The sequence below is a fragment of the Arthrobacter sp. KKT183 genome, from assembly GCF_055657625.1.
The window spans coordinates 1591286-1612193 of sequence record NZ_CM145770.1 but is presented as its reverse complement, the minus strand read 5'-3'; the positions used below and the strand labels follow the sequence as shown (position 1 = coordinate 1612193).

Below are 20908 nucleotides of genomic sequence, written 5' to 3'. Positions count from 1 at the left end.
TTCCAGGTCCGGTCTTCCTCACGGACCGGTGGGACATCACCGGTTCAGATGAACTCCCTACTCGGTGACCGTTATGTGTGCACCCACAGCCTCAGTTGATCTCTCACCCTGCCATGAATGACGGGTAGTAAGAACAGTGAGATTCGCTCTTGTAGCTCGTGTCCGATCGCTATCGTGCCGAGATGCGAACCCTCCTCCGGCTTCTCGTTGTACATGGCATCCTGTAACGACCAATACTTCGGCGCGTCCAGTACGAACATTCTGTTAGGTAATGTGCTCGCACGGGAGATTCGCGCGCTCAGTGACATATGAGACTTCGGAAAGAACGTAGGAAAATGTTCAGCAATAAGGGCAGGGTGCTATTGGTTTCCGCTGTGATTATGGGGGTCGCGTCAGGGTGTTCGATGGCGCCGGCTGGCACTGGGAGCGACCCTTCTGTGAATTCCACCGGCGGGGAATCTGAGCATGCAGACGCACAAGCGCACAGCACCGACGCAGCAGCGGAAGGTTCTGGCGAAGCCGGAGCGTCCGCCGAGCAAGCAGAACCCGTGGACCCGGCGGATGAGGACCCGTTGAATGTGACGGCCAACGGAGCGAAGTTGTGCTCCCAGCAGCCGCCGACGGGATCCTCCGTCTTCACCATCTTGGTGCATAATGCGACCGATGAGGTGTTCACCCTGGCAGATGTGACACTCGGATCGCCGGAGGAGCTTACGCTTCAATCGGTGCAAGTGATCCCTGCCAACCGTGAAGGCCACCACAGCAGCGGCGATGAAGACATGGATATGGACATGGAGGAGAGCGAGGCACCGGCACCGGTGGGACCGGTACCGGCCACCGACTACGAAATCAAGACCCATGATTACGTCAACGTGTTGGTGGAGGTCTCGATTGGTGAGAACGCCGACCGTGGAAGTGCAGCATACGTCGAGCTCGATTATTCAAGTGAAGACCGTGATTACAGCGCTCAGCATCCGCTGGAGATTGAGCTGACCAGGGACGGCTGCCCCTAAGAGTTTGATCGTCGGTTCGTGGTTGCGGGCTGACGAAGTTGGGTTGAGCCGGCGATGTACAAAGACAACAAAGTGAACCGAGGATGAAGATGATTTCGACGAGTAAGACCGGCGCAGTAAAGATAATCACGATGTCGTTGGGTGTCGCGTGGCTGATTGCTGGCTGTTCAGGAGGAACCCCCGGAGCAGAGGAAGCTACGAGTGCAGCCCCGAGTGCAGCCGCGCCTCAAGCTGCGCCTCGGACACCCTCCGCGGCCCCCGGTACGCCGGAGGGCGACATCTGTGAGGTCCTTCTTCCTCAACAGGAGGGATTCAACTACTTTCCTCCGCTGATCCTGTCCGAGCGCGAGGGAGCCCCGGAACTGCTGGACGCGATGATCGCCCAGGTTGAGGACATCGACGCCACCGCTGTGCCGGAGTTGGAAGCGGATCTGCAGACTTTGGCGGCCAGCATGGCTCTCGGCCGAGGCGAAGCCAAAGACTTTGACTACGATGCTTTCGTTGCCGCCAAAATTGATGTCGACAAGTGGGTAAATGCCAGCTGCATCTAAAACGATGCCTAAGCAGCCGCTGACAGTGTGCGTGGCGGGGCTGCCTCTCAACGTGTTGGGTTAGCCCGGGCCGGTACTGCATGCAGGTTTGCGTGCGGTGTCGTTAGTTCGTTGCGGTTGTCCGGGCTGCTATTGCAGGATTGATGCCTTCGGTGAGATGCCCGGTTCGGGGTGAGGGTTCTCTTTTAATGATTCTTCTGCTCTGTCACCCACCGTTCGCCGCAAGACCGTTCGTCGCAGGACGATGATCAGGGCAGCTGTTGCCAGCGCCGCGCCCGCGATGACCCACATGATGGTTCCGGCGAGCTCCGGGGCGATGAACGGATGCTGCCCCCAGGGCCGTCCAACCGCTGTGTACCAGGGTTGTTCCAGCACTGTGGCCTGCGCGCTGATCGCTTGTCCATAGACGCCAAAGAGCAGTGCGGTTCCCGCCACGGCGCCCAGCCTGACGGTCAGCTGTAGTTGCTGTCCGGGAGCCGGGGCACCGGTGAGTGCTGCCATATACAGGCAACCGGAGGACAGGGCGAGGAGTGTCATGATGCCGTAGCCGAGCTGGCTCAGGGCCGCATAGCCGAGCAGCGGGCTGTAGTAGAAGACGACAAGGGTTCCCGCGAGCAGCAGCACCGGCAAATACGGTGTAGCGGCCGTCATTTTGAGTACCGGCCGGAGGAACGATCGGATCATCTCCAGGCACCCTGTGCTTCCATCGGTTCGAGGCCTCATAGTCAGCTCCGCCAGCGTGAGCGGTGCCGCCATGACCAGGAACAGCGGAACCACCGCGGTGAGGAGCATCTGGGTCACCACGTGTGCGTTGAACAGATAGCCCTGGTAGACGTGGGTGCCGCCGTTCGTCACCAGGAACAACACGGCGATGCCGGTCAGCCACAGCGCTGTCCGGGAGGCGGGCCACCTCATCCCAGCTATCCGGGTCCTGCGCACCCCGGCAAGGTAGGTGAAGACGCCGACGGCGCACGCCACGCTCCACAGTGGATCCAATTCCCATTGGGACAGGACATTCCCTAGCGTGGGGGCGGGCGGCGGGTCCAGTGAAGCGGCTAATCCGAGCGACGTGGGAGTCTCGGTGCGTGCCAGCGACGCGGCCAGACCCGAGGCAGTTCCCATGATGGCCAGCTCCACGACGACGAGCGACCAGAAGTACCGGGCGGCTCGCGGAGCGACGCTGTCCAGGCGTCGAATCACCCAGAGGCGGTGCAGTGCCCCGAAGATTCCCAGGATGGTGAACGCCGCGGACTTGAACAGCACGATCACCCCGTAGGGTGTTCCGATCTGTGCGAGGGAGCCGATCGCTACCCATGCGGCCAGGACACCGGAGACCGCCAGCACGATGAAGGAAAGCAGGGCCAGGGTCGAGTACCGGCGGACGACGGTGCTCAGCCGGCCGGGTTCGAGAGATGGGCGCAACCAGACCATCCCAGCCAACCCGCCGAGCCAGACGACCGCAGCGGCGCTGTGCAGGTAGAGCGACATTGTGCTGTCGGCGTGGTCCGCTCCCCCGGCAGCGTGAGAGTTCAGCACCAGCGGAATCAGCCCGGAGAAAGCAAGGACAGCAGTCAATGCAACAGCGGATTGCTTGCGCACCACAAAACACAACAGTGCGGTCGTGGCCGCGATCCCGGTTGCCATCAGTCCGGAACGACCCGGATCCTCATCGATCAGAAACGCGAACAGGGCCGGCACAAAACCATCCGAAAACAACGGCATGTTGGCGATCAACTGAAAATTCGCGACCGTGAAAACACCAGCAGCGAGGGCCCATATCGACGCCGAGTAGCCGGCGAAGCGTAGCGCCTGCCGGTGAGCGGGTTCATCCGGCGCTACAACGAAAAGGGCCAGCACGAGGGGGCCCGCCGTGCACGCGGCGGCCAGGTTGAAGACCAGCTTCGCCGCGGGCAGCGACCACAGCACCGTGGGGCCAACCCGGTCCAACACGCCGAGTTCGGCGCTACCACCATAGATGAACGCCCATATCAGGGCGAGCACCGCTGCAACCGCCAGGGCAGCACCCGCCGCGCCACGCAACACCATCGACATCCCAAGCCCTCCCCTGCGGCCGACACCCTGCCGTTACCCCCAGTCTCGGCCCGGCTGCTTGGAAAATCCCTGTGAAGACATTCCCGGGCTGGCTGACGACTGCTGCCCTTCGTGCGCCCGTAGTCCAGTTCGGTGATACCGGCGCGAGCTATTCCTGCAGGGCCAGGACACGTCAACGAGCGTGTCACGCCGCTGAAAATGACAAGCCCCTTCGTGCTGTCTTGCCCCCCCATCCGGGTCGCTGCAGATTATGAGGTCAGGTTGCGTCGATGGGGACGGCGCGTGTTCCGACCACCGTTCCAGTGATCCAGTCCTTCCAATCAACGCGCATGTAGTAACGGCCGGGTGTCGGTGGATGCAGCAGCATGTCATATCGTTCCGCCGCACCGTAGGAGAGTCTGCTGGTGGTCAGCGGATACCCGGCGTCCCGGCAGCTCAGCGCAGGCGCACCCGGTACGGAGGTGTCACGGTACGGACGTCCGTCGTGGGAGATTATTTCGCCAATCTTTACTTCCGTTCCTGCTGCGTCGGTGAAGGTCACCAGGGTGGGCAGGTAGTTGGCATTCACTGTCCTGAGCAGTGTCGGCTTCTTCGGGCCGCTCTCCACGTTCGCGCGCAAGCTCGACAGGCTCCACACGAGTTCCCTACCCGCCGGGCGCCGCGCCAGTTCCCCGCCTAGAAGGTAGAAGTGGCGTGGTTCGAACCGGTTGAGGCCGGCATCTTCCCCCGACAGACCCTCAGCATGGCCCATCTCATGCCAGCGCGGGTCCAGGCAGTACGGGGCGAACAGAGCCTCGGTGTCAACGTCATACTCCGGTCCGTCGACGAAAGCCCTCCTCGCTCCTGCGCTGACGGGGTAGTCCGGATGTACCACCGGGTCGATCACCAACGGTCCGAACATCCCCATTTGGACGTGCAGAGGCGTGTTGACATGGCAGTGGTAGAAGTACGTTCCCGCTGCCCCGTAGTTCGGATCGCCCGGACGACCGGGTTCAGGCTGGAACTGGTAGGTGTACTGCCCGTCCACCTCAAAGGAGGTGTGCCCCACGCCATCATTGCGCGGATCGGGTTCCATCCCGTGCCAGTGAAGGGTGTGTGGACCCATGCTGGGGTGGACGGTGCCGTGGAAGATCTTGCCTTCCTGCAACCTGAGCGTGGGGCCAGGGAAACCCCGCTCATACCGTTCATCCTCGAAGCTCCACATCTCGAACTCCGCGCCGTCGTCCATCCGTAGGTCGCGGTTGTGCACGTCCAGTTGGACCGACAGTGCCGGAATCTGCCGGAATTCGGTGACCGGGTTGGAAACCTCCAACTGATCGGAGCTGAAGTCCACCTGGCTCTGGAACCTGTGGTGCAGCGCCTCCTCCGGCTCTTCGACGGGAGGTTCCGACGGGGCTGCGGTAACTGAAGGAGTCGCGGACGCCGTTGCGGTTACCGAATCCGTCGGAGTTGCCGACGCGGTTGCCGAAGGGGACACTGTTGCGGATGCCGTTGCCGTCGGGGATGGCTTGGCAGTCGCGCTCGGCTTGACCGTGGTGGGCCGTGGACTTGGCGAGGGCTTGCCGGTGGTGGGTTTCGGCGTCAGAACCGGCTTCCGTGTCGGCTTGGCGCGTTCTCGTTCCGTACGCCGTCGTTCAGCTTCCGCCCGCTTACGCGCTTCCTCCTGCCGTTTCCGCTCCGCGGCCGCACGCCGTCGTTCTTCTTCACGCCGACGTCGTTCAGCGAGCTCCTGTGCTCTCTCAATTGCGCGGACCGATCGCCGGTCGGTGCGCTTTCTGTTGAAAATACTCACGGTGTGACTCCTGGCTTGGGACCCTTCAGGGTCCAGTGGGCAACGCTTCGGCGGCGGCGATGCACCAGTCCGCTGCGGTCGAGCGCGACGGCATGCTAATCAGGATCGGACGTACTTCTCGCGTGAATCCGTTGGGACGGTCGGCTGCCTCCCCAGGCATCAGGTCAGCCGCATCCTGCCGGGCCAGCGCGATCTCTTCGATCGCCATTACTCGCCTCTAATATCGTGTGTGGATGCTGCAGGAATTCAGTGTGATGTGGAGACCTTGGGGAAAGCCTGCGCAGCTGTCACGATTTCACGCATCCTGCTTAGACCTTCTTCGACCTCTTGGAGGCCCAGAAGGGACGGTTATCTCTTCGGGCGGTCGTCTCCTACTGTGTGGAACTTTTGATCACGGAAGGAAGTTGTCACAAGTAATCCGTTAACTGCGCGCTGTTAAGAGACCCATGGATACCCAAAGCCGAACCTTTGTGGACTACTGCGGCCGAGGCCGTCCTGGTTTCGCGCGCAGGACACGGCTGCGGTGTGCGCTCCCTCAACCCCGGTACAACTGCCGGTCAGTGCGCGCTCGGCGACCGGGACGACGATGACGACCACCCTGCCTGCGCCATCTAGTTCTGAGGAAAGTCTCGTTCCGCCCCAGCCGGGCCGTGCTCCACATGAGCAACGGCACCTAGTGCTTTCGCTGGTCTCGATGACAGCCGTGATTCTGGCATCGCTGAGCCTCAATGGTGTTATCGAAGGCTGGCTCTGGTTACCCCCCGTCATTCTTACGGTGGGCAGTGTGTCCGCCACCATGGCGGTCATACGAAGCCTGGGCTTCCCGGGTCCGCTGATCTTCGTGGCCGGCCTACTAGCCCTGATCGGCGTGCTGAACTGGCAGTACTTTGCGGACCAGAGCATCCTCGGCGTCATTCCAGGACCGGACACCCCGGAACGGGTGACCCTTTTACTCAATGACGCCGAAGACACCGTGGTCACACATCTGGCACCAGTCCTACCTGATGCGGGGATTCTCCTGGTCATCAGTGCCACAACCGGGCTGATCGCGGTACTGGTAGACACTTCGGCCATCACCCTCAGGATGCCGGCGGCCAGCGGAATCATTCTCCTGATGATTCTGATCCCTGCCGCAATTATCAAACCGGACAGCATAGGAATTCCCGCGTTCATCGCCGCCGTGACCGGTTACTTGCTTCTCCTCGCTGCGGGGCAGTGGCGCGAAGGCCGCAGGACCGCTGCCGGTACCGGCGACAGATCCTCCGAGGGGCACTTCACTCGGGCAGTATCCATAGGAGCGGTGGCACTGACCGCTACCATTGTGCTGCCGTTGGTGATCCCGGGATTTAGTTCCGGGATGTTTCCGCAGGGTTCGCGCCTGAATCCGTGGGGTGCTGCGACCGGGTTGAATCCGAGCGTGACGCTGGGTAATGACCTGCGCAATCCGGCCGGTTTCGGACGGATCACCTATGCCACCAATGCAGTTGAACCGCTGTATCTGCGTTCGTCGACTTTGGAAGATTTTTCCGGCCAACGGTGGGAGCCGGACCAGCGGCTGAATTCCCGGCGCGCTGGAATTGAAGAGATCGTGGCAGGTGAGCCCATCTCCGATGGAAGCCCCATACTGACGACGATCACCACGCAGAGCTTTACCAGTCCATGGCTGCTGGCGCCGTATGCGCCGATGAGCGTCACGAACCTTGAGGGCAGGTGGACCTGGGACCCGCAGAACCTCACCATACTGGCAGCGGACGGCGGATCCACGGCGCAGCAAAGTTACCAGGTTCGCAGTTCAATCCCGACACTCACGCGCGAACTACTTGCAGGCATAGGACCCGTTCCGGACGGGGAAGTTCCCGAGGCTTTCATCGCGCTGCCCGATGACATTCCAGCGCCAATTGAGACAACAGCGCGAGAGTTGACGGTTGAAACGGCCAACCCTTATGACAAGGCCATGGCGATCCAGAACTATCTAAGGAGCGAAGAGTTCACGTATTCCCTGGAAGCGCCGGTGGACGGTGGCTATGACGGAAACAGTATGGGAGTGATCGAACGTTTCCTGGAGGTCAAGGCCGGGTATTGTGTCCATTTTGCTGGCACCATGGCCGTCATGGCACGACTTCTCGGGATCCCAAGCCGGGTTGCGGTCGGTTACGCCCCAGGCACGCCCACCGGAAATACAGTTGAGGGTCCCCGTGGCGAGGAGCTCACGGAATTCGCCGTCGATTCACGGGATGCTCACGCCTGGCCCGAGCTCTATTTCAGGGACGTTGGCTGGGTGAAGTTCGAACCCACCCCGGGCCGCGGCGCTGTCCCGGACTATGCCCAAGCCCAACCGTTACCTCCCGAGGCAGTAGCCGACGATAGCCTCACACCCCGAGATTCGCCATTGGACGCCGCTGAACCTCCTTCCACACCGGCCACCAGCCCGGATCAATCCGATGCTCCAGAGGGTCGTGACGGTTCAGGGCGAAGCTGGGCTGTGACAACCGGGATGCTGCTGCTCGCACTGATTTGCGTTACACCGCTCCTCAGACGCAGGACGCGGTCCGCCCACCGCCGTCGGTTACTTACCTCGGGTACTACTACCGATAACCCCGCCAGGATGGCGTGGGCCGAAACGGCCGAGATAGCAGCCGATTACGGCTATCGACGGATGTCATCGGATACACCCCGCTCATTCGCTGAACGCCTCAAGCTGGAGGCCGCGCTCGACGGCCAGGCAGCGGTTTCGCTGTCAAAGCTCCGATACTCCTACGAGATTGAGGAATATGCACCAACAACTGGCTTCACCCGCCAAACCGCCGGAACGCTTCCCAACTGGGAGGACGTGCAGACGGTCATCAAGGCCCTGCGCCGTTCCACTAAACTTTCCAGCCGGATCAGGGCACAACTCCTGCCTCACTCTCTCCGGCACCCCTTTCAACCAAACAGAAAGACCTGGCTTTAACCTGCCGGAAGCTACCGACCAGAGCAAGGTCTGCAACGTGATCCGGAAATCGCTGCCTTGAGGCCTTGAAGGAGCGCCCACAAGATCGGCATCGAGCCAATCATCTGGCGCAAATGCTATTATCGCTTTATGACGATAAAAGCGGCCTGTGAGAGTGCGCGGCAGCTCGATCCTGCGGTGGCCCTGTTCCATTCGCTGAGCGATCCGACCCGGCTGGCGATCGTGAAGGCGATGGCAGGCGGTGAGACACGCGTCGGCGACCTGACCGGGCTACTGGGTCTGGCGCAATCCACGGTGTCCGCGCATATGGCCTGCCTGCGCGATTGTGGCTTGGTCACGGGACGAGCTGCGGGACGCAGTGTCTACTACTCATTGGCCAGGCCCGAACTGATGGACCTGTTGTCTCAGGCCGAAGTCCTGTTAGCAGCAACGGGTAACGCCGTCAGTCTGTGCCCGGTGTATGGGAACTCGGCCTCCGCTCCGGGAAGGGAGGAAATACGGTGAGCGACGCGTGCTGCGGTCCAACCGAGAACGTATCCGAGACAAGAAATCCGGCCGGACAGGAGCAGGAGCCTGAAAAGTTTTGGCAGGTCACCGAGATCCGTCTTGCCCTGATCTCCGGAGTCCTGCTCCTGAGCGGATGGTTGGCGGACACTGGTGGAGTCCAGGGCTGGGTACCTGTCCTTTTGGAAGCGGCTGCGCTGGCGCTGGCCGCGTGGACCTTCGTACCGTCAACCCTTCGCCGACTCCTCAAGGGCGGAATCGGTGTGGGAACCCTGATGACCATCGCGGCGGTAGGGGCCTTGCTGCTGGGGCAGCTGGCCGAAGCGGCTGCGCTGGCGTTCCTGTATGCGATCGCTGAAGGACTGGAGGAATACTCGGTTGCCCGCGCCCGCCGCGGCCTTCGCGCACTGCTGGATCTGGCACCGAAGGAGGCCAGGGTGCTGCGTCACGGCGTTGAAACCACGGTGGCTCCGGCGGACCTTGTGCCCGGGGACCTGATGGTCGTCCGTCCCGGTGAGCGGATTGCCACCGACGGGACCATCCGGGCCGGACGCACGGCTTTGGATACCTCGGCATTGACCGGTGAATCGGTTCCCGTCGAGGCCGGACCTGGTGATGAGGTGTTCGCCGGATCCATCAACGGCTCCGGACCGCTGGAAGTTCAGGTCACCTCGACGGCAGAGAATAATTCGCTGGCCCGGATCGTACACATCGTTGAAAGCGAGCAGTCGCGCAAGGGAGCCAGCCAGCGCCTCGCGGACAGGATCGCCAGGAAACTCGTGCCCGGCATCCTGATCGCTGCCGGACTGATCATTGTTTTCGGGTTCCTGGTCGGTGACCCGCTGCTGTGGTTCGAGCGCGCCCTGGTGGTGTTGGTGGCCGCCTCACCCTGTGCGCTGGCCATCTCGGTTCCCGTCACGGTTGTCGCCTCCGTCGGTGCTGCCAGCAGGATCGGCGTCTTGATCAAGGGCGGCGCCGCGGTGGAAACGTTGGGCAAAATCCGCATCATAGCCCTGGATAAGACCGGCACACTGACCCGGAACAATCCGGCGGTCGTCGAAGTCGCCGCCAGCATCCCAGCAAACGAAGAACGCGTCCTGGCCGTCGCTGCTGCGCTCGAAGCGCGCAGCGAACACCCTCTGGCCCGGGCCATCCTCGCCTCCGCCGGTGCACCAGCGCAGGCAGTCGATGTTGTCTCCGTTCCCGGGGCGGGCGTGCAGGGCATCTTGAACGGGCAGCCGGTTCGGTTGGGCCGGCCGGGCTGGATCGATCCGGGACCCATGCACGCGGTGGTGGAGCGGATGCAACGGGCCGGGGCCACCGCCGTTCTCATTGAGGAAAACCACGCGGTCATCGGCGCTGTCGCGGTCCGGGACGAGCTGCGGCCCGAAGCCGCGGAGGTGGTTCGCCAGTTATCTGTGGCCGGCTACGAAACCGTGATGCTGACCGGGGACAACACCATCACCGCTCGCGCGCTGGCAGCCGAAGCGGGCATCACTACGGTGCACGCCGATCTGCGCCCGGAAGACAAAGCACAGGCCGTCCGGGCATTGCAAGCACGCCAACCGGTGGCCATGGTCGGTGACGGTATCAACGACGCGCCCGCCCTGGCAACGGCCGATGTCGGGATCGCGATGGGTGCCATGGGGACGGATGTGGCCATCGAAACGGCGGATATTGCGCTGATGGGCGAGGATCTCTCCCACCTTCCCAAAGTGCTCAGCCACGTCCGGCAGACCCGCGGCATCATGCTGCAAAACATCGGGATGTCGCTGCTGCTCATCGCGGTGCTGATCCCTCTGGCCCTGTTCGGAGTGCTCGGACTCGCTGCGGTGGTGCTGATACACGAACTGGCCGAAGTCCTCGTCATCGGCAACGGTCTGCGCGCCGGACGGATCACCCGGGCGGTTCCAGTCCACACCGTGTCCGCGGCCCGCGACGGAGTAGGCATCACCCGATGAGCCGCGGAACCGGCTCAACCCGCTACCGGAAGCTCGGGGTACCTGCCGCGTGGCTGGGTTTAGCTGCCTTCTTCGCCGCCGCCGACCTGGTGGTGAAGGCACTGGTGGAGGACCGCCTCGCCACTGGGCAGTCCATCGATGTCGGGATACTGAATATCCAGCTCGGCTACAACACCGGCGTCGCGTTCAGTATCGGCGCCGGCCTGCCCGCCTGGGTGGTGGTGGTTCTCACCGGCGCGATCACGACCGCGGTGGCCGTGTTCCTCTGGCTACAGGCGTCCAAGTCCGACCAGCGGTTGTCTCTGCTGGGGCTAAGCGCCGTGCTCGGCGGTGCCGCAGGGAACTTCATCGACCGTCTCGATGGATCCGGAGTAGTCGATTATTTCCACACAGGCTGGTTTCCCACCTTCAACCTCGCCGACGTGCTCATCACCCTTGGCGTCATAGTCCTCGCCATCTCCACGGTGATGGCTGATTCGCAATCGTCGGTGACCAGAAAAGCCGTCGAACACAACCACGATCCGAAGAACCATCCATCCGCCCACAAGCCATCCGAACAGGCCTAGACCTCCGACAGTTCTACAGACTGTAGAACTATCGGGATAAGGTTGCACTTGGATCGGCAGGAGAACCAATTGTGCTACACGTAAATCCGACGGGGGATCATTCTTGGCAGATCGAGGACCTGACCTCACTGAGGCGCTGTGAGCCCGACGACGAATTTTCCGTTCTGACAGGGACGTTGGCGACCCGTTCGGTCTCGTCCAGCTCTTGGACCAGTGGTCTCGCTGTTGGGATCACCGGCTGATGGCCCCTGGTTCGAAGACTGAGAAACCGCCGGTCTCCCTCAATGGTGTGGAAATGCTCCGGTGGGCGTGGCGTCAGGTAACAAGCATGCGGACCGCGGTGCAGCTGCTGCTCCTCCTGGCCGTCGCGGCGGTGCCCGGGTCGCTGTTTCCGCAGCGCCCCGCCAACCCCGCCGTGGTCACCCAATATCTGGAAGACAACCCGCAGATCGGGCCGTGGATGGACCGGTTCCAACTGTTCGATGTCTATTCTTCTGCCTGGTTTTCTGCGATCTACCTGCTGTTGTTCGTGTCGTTGATTGGCTGTGTGATCCCGCGCGCCGCCGTGTACTGGAAGCACCTGCGCTCCCAGCCGCCGATCACCCCGCGTAGGCTGTCCCGGATGCCGCAGCACGGCACGCTGTTACTACCATCCGGCGACGTCACCCCTGAGGGTGCGGTCAAGGATGCGGCCGTTCTGCTGCGCCGTCGTGGATACCGGGTGCAGCTGCGCGACATCGAGACGGCGAGTCCTTCTGTGGCTGCTGAACGGGGGTATCTGAAGGAAGCGGGAAATCTGCTGTTCCATGTGTCCCTGATCGGGGTACTCATCGCCGTGGCCGTGGGTGGGCTGTTCGGGTATCGCGGCCAAAAACTCGTCGTTGAGGACGAGGGATTCACGAACACCGAGATCGCCTATGACTCCTTCTTCCCGGGAACAAACTTCGACGCTGACTGGCTGGTGCCGTTTTCCCTCACTCTGGACGACTTCGACGTCACGTTTGACCGCAGGGAAACCAATTATGGCAACCCCGTAGATTTCACCGGCTCCATGAGCGTCCAAGAGGGTCCCGGTGCTGAACCCCGGAACGAGACGTTGCGGGTCAATGAACCGATCAATTTCGGCGGCACCAACGTCTATCTCATCGGTAACGGCTACGCTCCCGTGGTTACCGTCCGCGACGGTAACGGGAACATCGCCTACCAAGGGCCGGTCCCGGCCCTGCCCCAGGACGCAACCTACAACTCCACCATTGTTATCAAGGCTCCCGACGCGCAACCCGACCAGCTCGGCTTCGTTGGGTTCTTCCTACCGACAGCGGTGGTCGACGAAAACGGTGTGGCTTTCGGATCAGATCCGGATCCGTTCAACCCCCAGCTGAACCTGAACTCCTATTACGGGGACCTCGGGCTCGACGACGGCGCCCCCCGTAACGTGTACCAACTGGACACCACCAACCTCACCCAGCTCAACGGGCGGAACACCCCGGACGGGGGCATCGTCCTGGGCGCCTACCAAACATACGACCTTCCGCAGGGCAAAGGATCAATCACCTTCGACGGCCTCAAGCGCTACGTCGCACTGGACATCATCTTCGATCCGGGCAAAACCATGGCGCTCATCTCCACCTCGCTGGCCCTGGCAGGGCTAGTAGCAACGCTGTGCATCCCCCGGCGTAGGGCATGGGTACGCGCCACCGAAGACGAGAACGGGAGGACTTTGGTCGAGTATGGGCTGCTCGCCAGAGGCAAGGACCACGGGCTCGCGAAGGAAGCCCTCAAAATCGGGGCCCTCCTCTCCACGCACTGGAGCGCCAAATATGACCGGAACCAATCCGAGAAGGCAGGTAGCAGACAATGACCCCGATCAATGAAGCGCTCGGCGATTACAGCGAACTATTCATGCTGCTCGCCGCACTGACCTACACCATCGCCTTCCTCGCCTTCACCATCGACCTCATGCGGGCGCGGAAGCTCCCCACCGTAGCAACAGCACAGACCCGCACCCCCGAACCCGCGTCCGTCGCCGCCGGCACCGGAACACCGGGGATCAGGTGGTCCCATAGGGGCGTCGACCCCGAGGAAAGCGCCCCGGAGATCTCGGATAGCAACGCCATCAGCTACGCGCCTCTCCGTCGCCCCGCCGCCCGTATTGCTGTCGCTGTCAGCATCCTCGGGCTGATCATCCACCTCGCCGGTGTCATCACCCGCGGCATCGCCGCCGCCCGGGTCCCATGGGGCAACATGTACGAATTCACTACCACCGGCGCATTGCTGGTTATGGCCGTGTTCCTCATGAGCCTCATCTTCCAGGACCTGCGCTTCCTGGGAACCCTGATCACCGGATTAGTACTCGTCATGCTGATGGCCGGAGCCATCGCATACCCCACGCCCGTAGCCCAGCTCATCCCCGCACTGCAAAGCTACTGGCTGATCATCCACGTCTCCATCGCCGTCCTCGCCTCAGCCATCTTCACCCTCACGTTCTGCCTGTCCATACTGCAACTCATCAAAACCAGACAACAGAAAACAGCGAAGGAATCCGGATCCGCAGGATTCCTTCGCCTGGTACCCGCTCCCGCAGCCCTTGAGCAACTGGCCTACCGCCTCAACGGCATTGGGTTCATCTGCTGGACTTTCACGCTCATGGCCGGCGCGATCTGGGCTGAGGCTGCCTGGGGACGGTACTGGGGATGGGACACCAAGGAAGTGTGGACCTTCGTCATCTGGGTCATCTACGCAGGGTACCTCCACGCCAGAGCAACCCGCGGATGGGAAGGAACCCGCGCAGCGTGGCTCTCCATCACCGGCTACCTCTGCGTCATCTTCAACTTCACGATCGTCAACGTCTACTTCTCCGGGCTGCACTCCTACTCCGGACTGTGATGAGTCCAACGATAGAAAGTGCCCGGATGAACAAGCCAGAGGACATGAGTGTGCAACAACATTCCTTTATTCATGTCACCCGGTCGTCTCTGAGTCTGATCGCTGCCGGCCTGGTCATGGTGCTGGGCTTGGCCGGATGCGCCTCGAGCGATTCCCTGGCCGAACAGGCAAACGCCGGCGATACCGAAAGCTACATCGCCGGCGATGGATCGGTCACCGAGTTCCCACCAGAATCCCGAGGGGAACCGGTGGAACTGACCGGCAGGTTCTATGACGGCACCGCGGTAAGTTCTGCTGATTTCACCGGTCAGGTCACTGTGCTCAACGTCTGGTACGCGGCCTGCGCGCCGTGCCGGGTGGAAGCCCCGGACCTGCAGGCCCTGTACGAGAAGCACCAGGAATCTGGCGTGCAGTTCATTGGCGTGAATATCCGTGATGAGCAGGCGACCGCCGAGGCGTTCGAGCGCACCTTCGGGACCACGTATCCAAGTATTGACGATACCGACGGGACGGTGTTGCTGGCGATGAGCGACTACGTTCCGGCGCAGGCGGTACCGACCACCCTGATACTGGACAAACAAGGCCGGGTCGCGGGGCGGATCATCGGGTTGGCCGAGAAGAGCACCCTGGACGCCCTGATCACCGCAGCGGTGAATGAGCGATGAGCCTTCAGACCGTGCTGGCCTCGGCGTTGCCGGCGGCGGTAGGTAATCCTTTCGCTGAAACCATCCTCACCGGCTCGCTGCTGCTGGCCATTCCGGTCGCCGCGCTGGCGGGCCTTGTGTCTTTCGCCTCCCCGTGCGTGCTTCCACTGGTTCCGGGCTATCTGGGCTATGTCACCGGGCTCACGGGTGTGGATCTGGAAAAACAGCAGCGTGGGAGGATGTTCGCCGGGATTGGGTTGTTTGTGCTGGGCTTCTCGCTCGTGTTCATGGCTGTCGGTGCGGTCTTCGGGCAACTCGGCGCATGGTTGCAAAGTTCTGAGCAGGCCTGGATCACCCAGGTCCTGGGCCTGGTGGTTGTGCTGATGGGATTGGTGTTCCTCGGCGGGCTGTCCTGGTTCCAGCGCGATGTCAAGATCCGGGCGAAGGTTCCCACCGGGCTTTGGGGCGCCCCCTTGTTGGGTGTCACCTTCGGGTTGGGGTGGGCACCGTGCATCGGGCCGACCCTGTCAGCTGTCCAGCTGCTAGCCTTCACCGACGGGTCGGGCGCCGCCAAGGGTGCCCTGCTGACATTCTTCTACTGCCTCGGCCTTGGGGTGCCGTTCTTGCTGATCGCCCTCGGAGCCCGCCGTGGGATGGGTGCCCTCGGATTTTTCCGGCGTCACCGGATCACCCTGCAGCGAACCGGTGGCGGTGTCCTGATCCTGCTCGGCCTGCTCATGGTCTCCGGTGTCTGGGGAGCCTGGGTTACCCAATTACAGGACTGGTTCGCCAACGACATCAGGATGCCGATCTGATGCAGGGATTTACGCTCGTCCTTGCCTTGGCGGCACTGCCCGCGGCAGGGAATTTCCTTGGCGGGATGGCAGCGGAGCTGTTCAAGGTCTCCGAACGCGTCCTGAGCCTGGCACTGCACCTCGCGGCCGGGATCGTCCTGGCCGTGGTCGGGCTCGAGCTGATGCCCGAAGCCCTTACCGGCAGCCCGCCATGGATCCCGATCCTCGCCTTCGTCGGCGGCGGCGTATTTTTCGTCGGCATCGAACGGACCATCGGCTTCATCCGCGCCCGCCTCGGCGCCGGCAAGGAGACCGCCGGGCCACTGGCGGTCTTCTCCGGGGTCTCCCTGGACCTGTTCAGCGACGGGGTCATGATCGGCACCGCAACCGTCCTGAACCCCTCACTGGGGTTCCTGCTGGCCCTGGGGCAAATCCCGGCCGACATCCCGGAGGGATTCGCCGCCAGCGCATCGCTCAAACGCGCCGGCATCCGCCGCCGCACCCGCATCCTGATGGCGCTCAGCTTCACCCTGCCCATCCTGCTCGGCGCAACGATCGGCTACTTCGCCCTGCAGGACGCCCCCGAGATCATCACCCTGTCGGTGCTTGCCCTCACCGGCGGCGCCCTGACCAGCGTCGTGGTCGAGGAAATGATCGAAGAAGCCCACGAAGGCGACACCAGCCTGCTCGACCCGGTGTTCCTCACCGCCGGGTTCGCGCTCTTCGCCCTGATCTCCGTCTACGTCGGCGGCTAGCAGAGCCACCGACCATCCGGCGCCAACGAACAGTGAAAGAATCATGACAAATAAACCCGCACCCGGATCCACCGCTTCGTCAGCCCCGATGTCGCCGCACCACGGGCAGATCCCGTGGTTCGCCCGGAATCGGCCGTCCGCTTTCGTCCTGCTCACAACAGGGATCATTGGGTGGATCGCCTCCGGAATCCTCGTACTCGAACGCCTGGCCGCCTATGAGAATCCCGGCCATGTCACCAGCTGCGACGTCAACCCCTGGGTTTCCTGTGGACAGGTATTCAAGACCTGGCAGGCAGCGCTCTTCGGCTTTCCGAACCCACTGATCGGGATCGTCGCGTTCGCCGTCGTCATCACCACCGCTGTGAGCATGCTGGCCGGGGCGCGGTTCGCCCGCTGGTACTGGATCGGATTGCAGGCCGGTGTCACCGCCGGGTTCGCCTTCGTGGTCTGGCTGTGGAGCCAGGCCCTATACGACATCTACATCCTGTGCATCTACTGCATGATCGTCTGGGCCATGATGATCCCCCTGTTCATCCTGCTGACCATCCGCAACCTGGTCCACGGGATCATCAAAGCCCCGCCAGCCGTTGTGCAATGTGTCGCCGGCTGGGCTTGGACCATCGTTGCGCTGCTCTGGGTGGCGACCGCAGCCTCCGTGTTCTTCCGGTTCCTGCCCGTCTTCATCCGGTAACCCACCAGACCCCCACCCGGGGACCAACCGGCGTTCATGGCAATGCGTCACGAGGTAAGTGAGAGGTAAGTGAAATGAAACTGAAACCGGCCTACGTCGTGATCGCCGCGCTGGGCGCTATCCTGGTGCTCGCGGTCGGCGTCATCGGCGGCCGCTTCGTTGCAGCGAGCCCGGAACCGGGCGATACCAGCGCCGACGCCGGATTCGCCCGCGACATGCAGCGTCACCACGCCCAGGCAGTGGAAATGTCGATGCTTGTCCTGGAGCGAACCGACAGCGAACCGGTCCGCGCCCTGGCCTACGACATCGCATTAACGCAGCAACAGCAGATCGGACAAATGTTCGCTTGGCTCCAGGATTGGGGACTACCGCAAACCGGCTCCGAGCCACCCATGCAATGGATGCCCGACCATCAGATGAGCTCTGCCGAGATGGGCGCTGACCAGACGTCGATGCCCGGCATGGCCACCGACGAAGACCTCCAGCAGCTCCGGGAATCACAAGGCCCTGAAGCGGAGCGGCTCTATCTGGAACTGATGATCGACCATCACCGCGGTGGCGTGCAGATGGCCCAGGCGGCACTCGAGAGCGCGTCCACGGCACAGGTGCGGGATTTGGCGGGCAAGCTCATCAAGTCCCAGTCCTCGGAAATAGACGCGATGAGCACCCTTTTGCAGACCCTCTAAACCAGGGCCCTGCCTTCCCTTCACCAACCTGTAGAACCGCTGAAAAGAGCAATCATGAACAAAGAGAACAAGCAAGCAAACCGTGACCGGCGGGCCCGGCTCCAGGCCATCCAGGCGCAGCAGAAGACCGCGGAACGGCGCAAGAATATTACGGTGTACGGCACGGTACTGCTGCTGGCTGCCGCCATCGCAGCGGCCGTGGCCTTCGTCATCGTCAGCGAAATCCGTCAGGACGCGGCACTGACCGCAGCCGCCGATGCACCCATCGAAGGGGTACAGACCTTCGAGGACCTCTCCCGCAACCACACCGAAACACCGGTCGACTACCCCCAGAGCCCAGGGGCAGGCGGTGACCATGCACCGGTGTGGACCAACTGCGGCGTCTACACCGAGCCCGTCAGTGAGGCCCGCGCCGTGCACACCCTCGAACACGGTGCGGTGTGGATCAGTTACCGGGCGGATCTGGATCCTGCAGGTGTTGAAGCGTTGACGGAGCTGGTGGGTGAGCGCAGCTACGTGCTGCTCAGCCCCGTCGAGGGCCAGGACGCCGCGGTGACCGCCACCGCCTGGGGGACCCAACTGGCCCTGGAAGATGCGCAGGATCCGCGCCTGGAGACGTTCCTGACCAAGTATGTGCAGGGGCCGCAGACCCCCGAAGCCGGTGCCCCGTGCACCGGCGGCATGGATGCGTAGCGGGTACCGCGGATGCAGATCGAACTCCGATATACCGAGGGCTGCCCGGCGGCCCAGCCACTGCGCGAAACCACCGAATCCGTTCTCGACGATCTCGCCCCGTACGAGCACATCGTGTTCATGAAAACTTCCGCAGCCGCAGGCTCCGCTGCGGCGATTTTTCCCGGCAGTCCGGTGTTACGGGTGGACGGACGGGAGGTTGGGTCTGAAGAGTCCTATACGACAGGACTGGGACTGCCGGATCCCACGGTTCCGCAGGAGCCGGAGATCCGGGCGGCGGTGAGTCAGGCGGCACTGCGAGCACCGGTTCGGTTGCCGCTACGGCACCGGCGCCTGGTCATCGTTGCCGCCCTGCTGATCCTGCTGGGCGCGCTGCTGGGACAGTTACTTACCTGGGGTGTGGTGATCACCCTGGCAGGATTGGGGATTCTGGCTGTGGCGTTTGCCAGCAATGGCCGTAGCAGGGGCCCGCAGCCCTACATGTGGGCCGCGGGTTCAGCAGCCCTGGCGTGGCTACTGGCAACGATTGTCATCTGGTGGGAGGCGTTCTTCGGCGGGCCGGCCCCGCAAGAAACCCTCACCGACGCCCTGTTCTGGGTCGGGCTTGCGGCAGCGGCAATCGCCGCGCTGAGCATCACGATCGCCACCGTCCTACGCCACCAGTTGCGGCGATGGCTACGCTCCAGAGCCTACCAACCATGACGCTGCATCATCGATGCTCACTCGAGGAGAACCTGTAATGCTACAAACGGCCCTATACGCATTGGTCCCCGAACCCGATGAAAGCCAGCTGCGCCCCGGCCTGGATCCCAGTGAGGTCACTCCGGGACTGCTGGGCTTCCTGATGACCCTGTTCATGGTCATTGCTGTCATCCTCCTGATGCGCTCCATGGTGGGCCGAGTCCGTAGGGTCCGCTACCGGGAACAAGCGATGGAACACCAGAAGATAGCCAGCCAGCCGGTTCCGGCTACGGCCGCAGGCACAGGCACAGGCACAGGCACAGGCGCAGCCGAGGCCACCAGCAGGCTCACCGACGCACCATCGGCCGGCGCACACCCCGCGCCCACCGACTAAGTAAGTTCGGCATGCCTCTGTCTATAATTTAGGCATGCCGAAAAATCTGCCAGCGCGGGGTGCCCGCAGCGGTCTGCTGTGGCGGGGTCTGTTCCTGCTCGGCCCGGCGTTCGTGGCGTCGGTGGCTTATGTTGACCCAGGCAATGTTGCGGCGAACCTGACTGCCGGGGCCCGGTATGGGTACCTGCTGGTGTGGGTTCTGGTGGCCGCTAACGTCATGGCCGTACTGATTCAGTATCAATCGGCGAAGCTCGGTCTGGTCACCGGCCGGTCGTTGCCCGAACTGATCGGCCGCAGGCTGCCGCCGCGACGGCGCAGGGCTTTTTGGGTGCAGGCCGAGGTTGTCGCCGCCGCCACCGATGTGGCGGAGGTGATTGGCGGTGCGGTGGCACTGAATCTACTGTTCGGCACCCCGTTGATCCTGGGCGGACTGATCATGGGAGCTGCGTCCATGGTGTTACTGACACTGCAGACCCAGAATCGGCAGCACCTCTTCGAGCGGGCGGTGCTGGTCCTCCTGGCCGTCATTGCCGCCGGGTTCACCGCCGGGGTCATCGCCAATCCCCCGCCGCTGGGCGAGGCTGCCGCGGGGCTGATTCCCCGCCTGGAGGGCGCCGACTCGGTTCTGCTGGCCACCAGCATGCTCGGTGCCACTGTGATGCCCCACGCCATCTATCTGCACTCTGCGCTGTCGGTTCACCGGCACGGAACCGGGCACCCGCCGGGGCGCCTTCGCCAATTGATCCGGGCGGCACGTGTCGACGTCATCGCGGCTCTCGTCCTGGCCGGAACGGTCAATATCGCGATGCTGTTGGCCGCGGCGAGCAGTCTGCGCGGCGTGGACGGCACCGACACCATCGAGGGAGCCTACGCCGCTATCGGCAGCAGCCTGGGCCCTGTTGTGGCGTTCCTGTTCGCCATCGGCCTGCTGGCCTCAGGTCTGGCCTCGACATCGGTGGGCTGCTATGCGGGGTCGGTCATCATGGACGGCCTGCTCCAAATCCGGATCCGGTTATGGGTGCGAAGACTGGTTACCTTGGTGCCGGCGCTGATCATCCTCAGCATCGGCATCGAACCGACCACGGCACTGGTGATCAGCCAGGTGATCCTCAGTATGGGCATCCCGTTCGCACTCATCCCGCTGGTGAGGGCCTCAGCTGATAAGCAACTCATGGGCGACCACACCAACTCCAGAGCACTGAATCTCTGCAGTTATCTCAGTGCCGCCCTGATCATCGCCCTGAATGTCGCCCTGTTGCTGCTGACGTTCACCGGAGCCGGATGAAGTGCAGAGC

20 protein-coding genes are annotated in these 20908 nt (G+C 62.9%); 17 read left to right on the top strand and 3 right to left on the bottom strand.

The window, feature by feature from the left end:
* Window positions 1-437 precede the first annotated feature (437 nt).
* Entirely contained in the window at window positions 438-1013 is a 576-nt protein-coding gene (locus tag ACZ2GY_RS07680) for a hypothetical protein (protein ID WP_471673411.1), read from the top strand.
* Window positions 1014-1096: 83 nt separating this feature from the next.
* A complete protein-coding gene (locus ACZ2GY_RS07675; RefSeq protein ID WP_471673410.1) occupies window positions 1097-1564 on the top strand; it encodes a hypothetical protein in 468 nt (155 codons plus the stop codon).
* Between the two features lie 129 nt (window positions 1565-1693).
* On the opposite strand, the gene ACZ2GY_RS07670 is transcribed toward ACZ2GY_RS07675, so the two are convergent.
* From ACZ2GY_RS07670 to ACZ2GY_RS07660, 3 genes are all read right to left on the bottom strand, one after another.
* Window positions 1694-3616, bottom strand: coding sequence for a bifunctional copper resistance protein CopD/cytochrome c oxidase assembly protein (locus ACZ2GY_RS07670; RefSeq protein WP_471673409.1), 1923 nt, complete (start codon window positions 3614-3616; stop codon window positions 1694-1696).
* A 256-nt stretch (window positions 3617-3872) separates the two neighbouring features.
* Window positions 3873-5408 carry a multicopper oxidase domain-containing protein gene (locus ACZ2GY_RS07665; RefSeq protein ID WP_471673408.1) on the bottom strand — a complete coding sequence of 512 codons (1536 nt, stop codon included), beginning with the start codon at window positions 5406-5408 and terminating at the stop codon, window positions 3873-3875.
* Window positions 5409-5433: 25 nt separating this feature from the next.
* Window positions 5434-5616 (bottom strand): hypothetical protein, encoded by a 183-nt coding sequence (locus ACZ2GY_RS07660; RefSeq protein ID WP_471673407.1) that lies wholly within the window; start codon window positions 5614-5616, stop codon window positions 5434-5436.
* A gap of 486 nt (window positions 5617-6102) precedes the next feature.
* On the opposite strand from ACZ2GY_RS07660, the gene ACZ2GY_RS07655 reads away from it, so the two are divergent.
* From ACZ2GY_RS07655 to ACZ2GY_RS07585, 15 genes are all read left to right on the top strand, one after another.
* On the top strand, window positions 6103-8358 hold the full coding sequence (locus ACZ2GY_RS07655) for a transglutaminase TgpA family protein (RefSeq protein WP_471673406.1): 2256 nt from the start codon (window positions 6103-6105) through the stop codon (window positions 8356-8358).
* 129 nt (window positions 8359-8487) lie between these two features.
* Window positions 8488-8862: an ArsR/SmtB family transcription factor gene (locus ACZ2GY_RS07650; protein ID WP_471673405.1), complete on the top strand. Its 375-nt coding sequence runs from the start codon at window positions 8488-8490 to the stop codon at window positions 8860-8862.
* Complete coding sequence (locus ACZ2GY_RS07645; protein WP_471673404.1) at window positions 8859-10823, top strand: heavy metal translocating P-type ATPase; 1965 nt, start codon at window positions 8859-8861, stop codon at window positions 10821-10823. Before ACZ2GY_RS07650 ends, ACZ2GY_RS07645 begins: the two co-directional genes overlap by 4 nt.
* Window positions 10820-11389, top strand: a complete 570-nt coding sequence (lspA, locus tag ACZ2GY_RS07640; RefSeq protein WP_471673403.1) for a signal peptidase II — start codon at window positions 10820-10822, stop codon at window positions 11387-11389. Before ACZ2GY_RS07645 ends, lspA begins: the two co-directional genes overlap by 4 nt.
* 241 nt (window positions 11390-11630) lie before the next feature.
* Entirely contained in the window at window positions 11631-13250 is a 1620-nt protein-coding gene (resB, locus tag ACZ2GY_RS07635) for a cytochrome c biogenesis protein ResB (RefSeq protein WP_471673402.1), read from the top strand.
* Entirely contained in the window at window positions 13247-14275 is a 1029-nt protein-coding gene (ccsB, locus tag ACZ2GY_RS07630; RefSeq protein ID WP_471673401.1) for a c-type cytochrome biogenesis protein CcsB, read from the top strand. Before resB ends, ccsB begins: the two co-directional genes overlap by 4 nt.
* Before the next feature lie 26 nt (window positions 14276-14301).
* A complete protein-coding gene (locus tag ACZ2GY_RS07625) occupies window positions 14302-14940 on the top strand; it encodes a TlpA family protein disulfide reductase (protein WP_471673400.1) in 639 nt (212 codons plus the stop codon).
* Window positions 14937-15734, top strand: a complete 798-nt coding sequence (locus ACZ2GY_RS07620) for a cytochrome c biogenesis CcdA family protein (protein WP_471673399.1) — start codon at window positions 14937-14939, stop codon at window positions 15732-15734. Before ACZ2GY_RS07625 ends, ACZ2GY_RS07620 begins: the two co-directional genes overlap by 4 nt.
* Window positions 15734-16468 (top strand): ZIP family metal transporter, encoded by a 735-nt coding sequence (locus ACZ2GY_RS07615; RefSeq protein WP_471673398.1) that lies wholly within the window; start codon window positions 15734-15736, stop codon window positions 16466-16468. Before ACZ2GY_RS07620 ends, ACZ2GY_RS07615 begins: the two co-directional genes overlap by 1 nt.
* 88 nt (window positions 16469-16556) lie before the next feature.
* Window positions 16557-17159 carry a vitamin K epoxide reductase family protein gene (locus tag ACZ2GY_RS07610; protein WP_471673569.1) on the top strand — a complete coding sequence of 201 codons (603 nt, stop codon included), beginning with the start codon at window positions 16557-16559 and terminating at the stop codon, window positions 17157-17159.
* Window positions 17160-17233: 74 nt separating this feature from the next.
* Window positions 17234-17845, top strand: coding sequence for a DUF305 domain-containing protein (locus tag ACZ2GY_RS07605; RefSeq protein ID WP_471673397.1), 612 nt, complete (start codon window positions 17234-17236; stop codon window positions 17843-17845).
* 54 nt (window positions 17846-17899) lie between these two features.
* The gene (locus tag ACZ2GY_RS07600; RefSeq protein WP_471673396.1) at window positions 17900-18538 is read left to right on the top strand and encodes a DUF3105 domain-containing protein; all 639 of its coding nucleotides are present in this window, start codon (window positions 17900-17902) and stop codon (window positions 18536-18538) included.
* 12 nt (window positions 18539-18550) lie between these two features.
* A complete protein-coding gene (locus tag ACZ2GY_RS07595) occupies window positions 18551-19240 on the top strand; it encodes a hypothetical protein (RefSeq protein ID WP_471673395.1) in 690 nt (229 codons plus the stop codon).
* Window positions 19241-19277: 37 nt separating this feature from the next.
* Window positions 19278-19613, top strand: coding sequence for a hypothetical protein (locus ACZ2GY_RS07590; RefSeq protein WP_471673394.1), 336 nt, complete (start codon window positions 19278-19280; stop codon window positions 19611-19613).
* Window positions 19614-19647: 34 nt separating this feature from the next.
* On the top strand, window positions 19648-20898 hold the full coding sequence (locus ACZ2GY_RS07585) for an Nramp family divalent metal transporter (protein WP_471673393.1): 1251 nt from the start codon (window positions 19648-19650) through the stop codon (window positions 20896-20898).
* The last annotated feature ends 10 nt before the right edge of the window (window positions 20899-20908 follow it).

Excerpts from the sequence above, each read along its gene's own strand:
- ACZ2GY_RS07675 (WP_471673410.1), top strand. The coding sequence starts at position 1,097 with ATGAAGATGATTTCGACGAGTAAGACCGGCGCAGTAAAGATAATCACG.
- ACZ2GY_RS07670 (WP_471673409.1), bottom strand. The coding sequence starts at position 3,616 with ATGTCGATGGTGTTGCGTGGCGCGGCGGGTGCTGCCCTGGCGGTTGCA.
- ACZ2GY_RS07660 (WP_471673407.1), bottom strand. The coding sequence starts at position 5,616 with ATGGCGATCGAAGAGATCGCGCTGGCCCGGCAGGATGCGGCTGACCTG.
- ACZ2GY_RS07655 (WP_471673406.1), top strand. The coding sequence starts at position 6,103 with ATGACAGCCGTGATTCTGGCATCGCTGAGCCTCAATGGTGTTATCGAA.
- ACZ2GY_RS07650 (WP_471673405.1), top strand. The coding sequence starts at position 8,488 with ATGACGATAAAAGCGGCCTGTGAGAGTGCGCGGCAGCTCGATCCTGCG.
- lspA (WP_471673403.1), top strand. The coding sequence starts at position 10,820 with ATGAGCCGCGGAACCGGCTCAACCCGCTACCGGAAGCTCGGGGTACCT.
- resB (WP_471673402.1), top strand. The coding sequence starts at position 11,631 with ATGGCCCCTGGTTCGAAGACTGAGAAACCGCCGGTCTCCCTCAATGGT.
- ccsB (WP_471673401.1), top strand. The coding sequence starts at position 13,247 with ATGACCCCGATCAATGAAGCGCTCGGCGATTACAGCGAACTATTCATG.
- ACZ2GY_RS07625 (WP_471673400.1), top strand. The coding sequence starts at position 14,302 with ATGAACAAGCCAGAGGACATGAGTGTGCAACAACATTCCTTTATTCAT.
- ACZ2GY_RS07620 (WP_471673399.1), top strand. The coding sequence starts at position 14,937 with ATGAGCCTTCAGACCGTGCTGGCCTCGGCGTTGCCGGCGGCGGTAGGT.
- ACZ2GY_RS07615 (WP_471673398.1), top strand. The coding sequence starts at position 15,734 with ATGCAGGGATTTACGCTCGTCCTTGCCTTGGCGGCACTGCCCGCGGCA.
- ACZ2GY_RS07610 (WP_471673569.1), top strand. The coding sequence starts at position 16,557 with ATGTCGCCGCACCACGGGCAGATCCCGTGGTTCGCCCGGAATCGGCCG.
- ACZ2GY_RS07605 (WP_471673397.1), top strand. The coding sequence starts at position 17,234 with ATGAAACTGAAACCGGCCTACGTCGTGATCGCCGCGCTGGGCGCTATC.
- ACZ2GY_RS07600 (WP_471673396.1), top strand. The coding sequence starts at position 17,900 with ATGAACAAAGAGAACAAGCAAGCAAACCGTGACCGGCGGGCCCGGCTC.
- ACZ2GY_RS07595 (WP_471673395.1), top strand. The coding sequence starts at position 18,551 with ATGCAGATCGAACTCCGATATACCGAGGGCTGCCCGGCGGCCCAGCCA.
- ACZ2GY_RS07590 (WP_471673394.1), top strand. The coding sequence starts at position 19,278 with ATGCTACAAACGGCCCTATACGCATTGGTCCCCGAACCCGATGAAAGC.
- ACZ2GY_RS07585 (WP_471673393.1), top strand. The coding sequence starts at position 19,648 with ATGCCGAAAAATCTGCCAGCGCGGGGTGCCCGCAGCGGTCTGCTGTGG.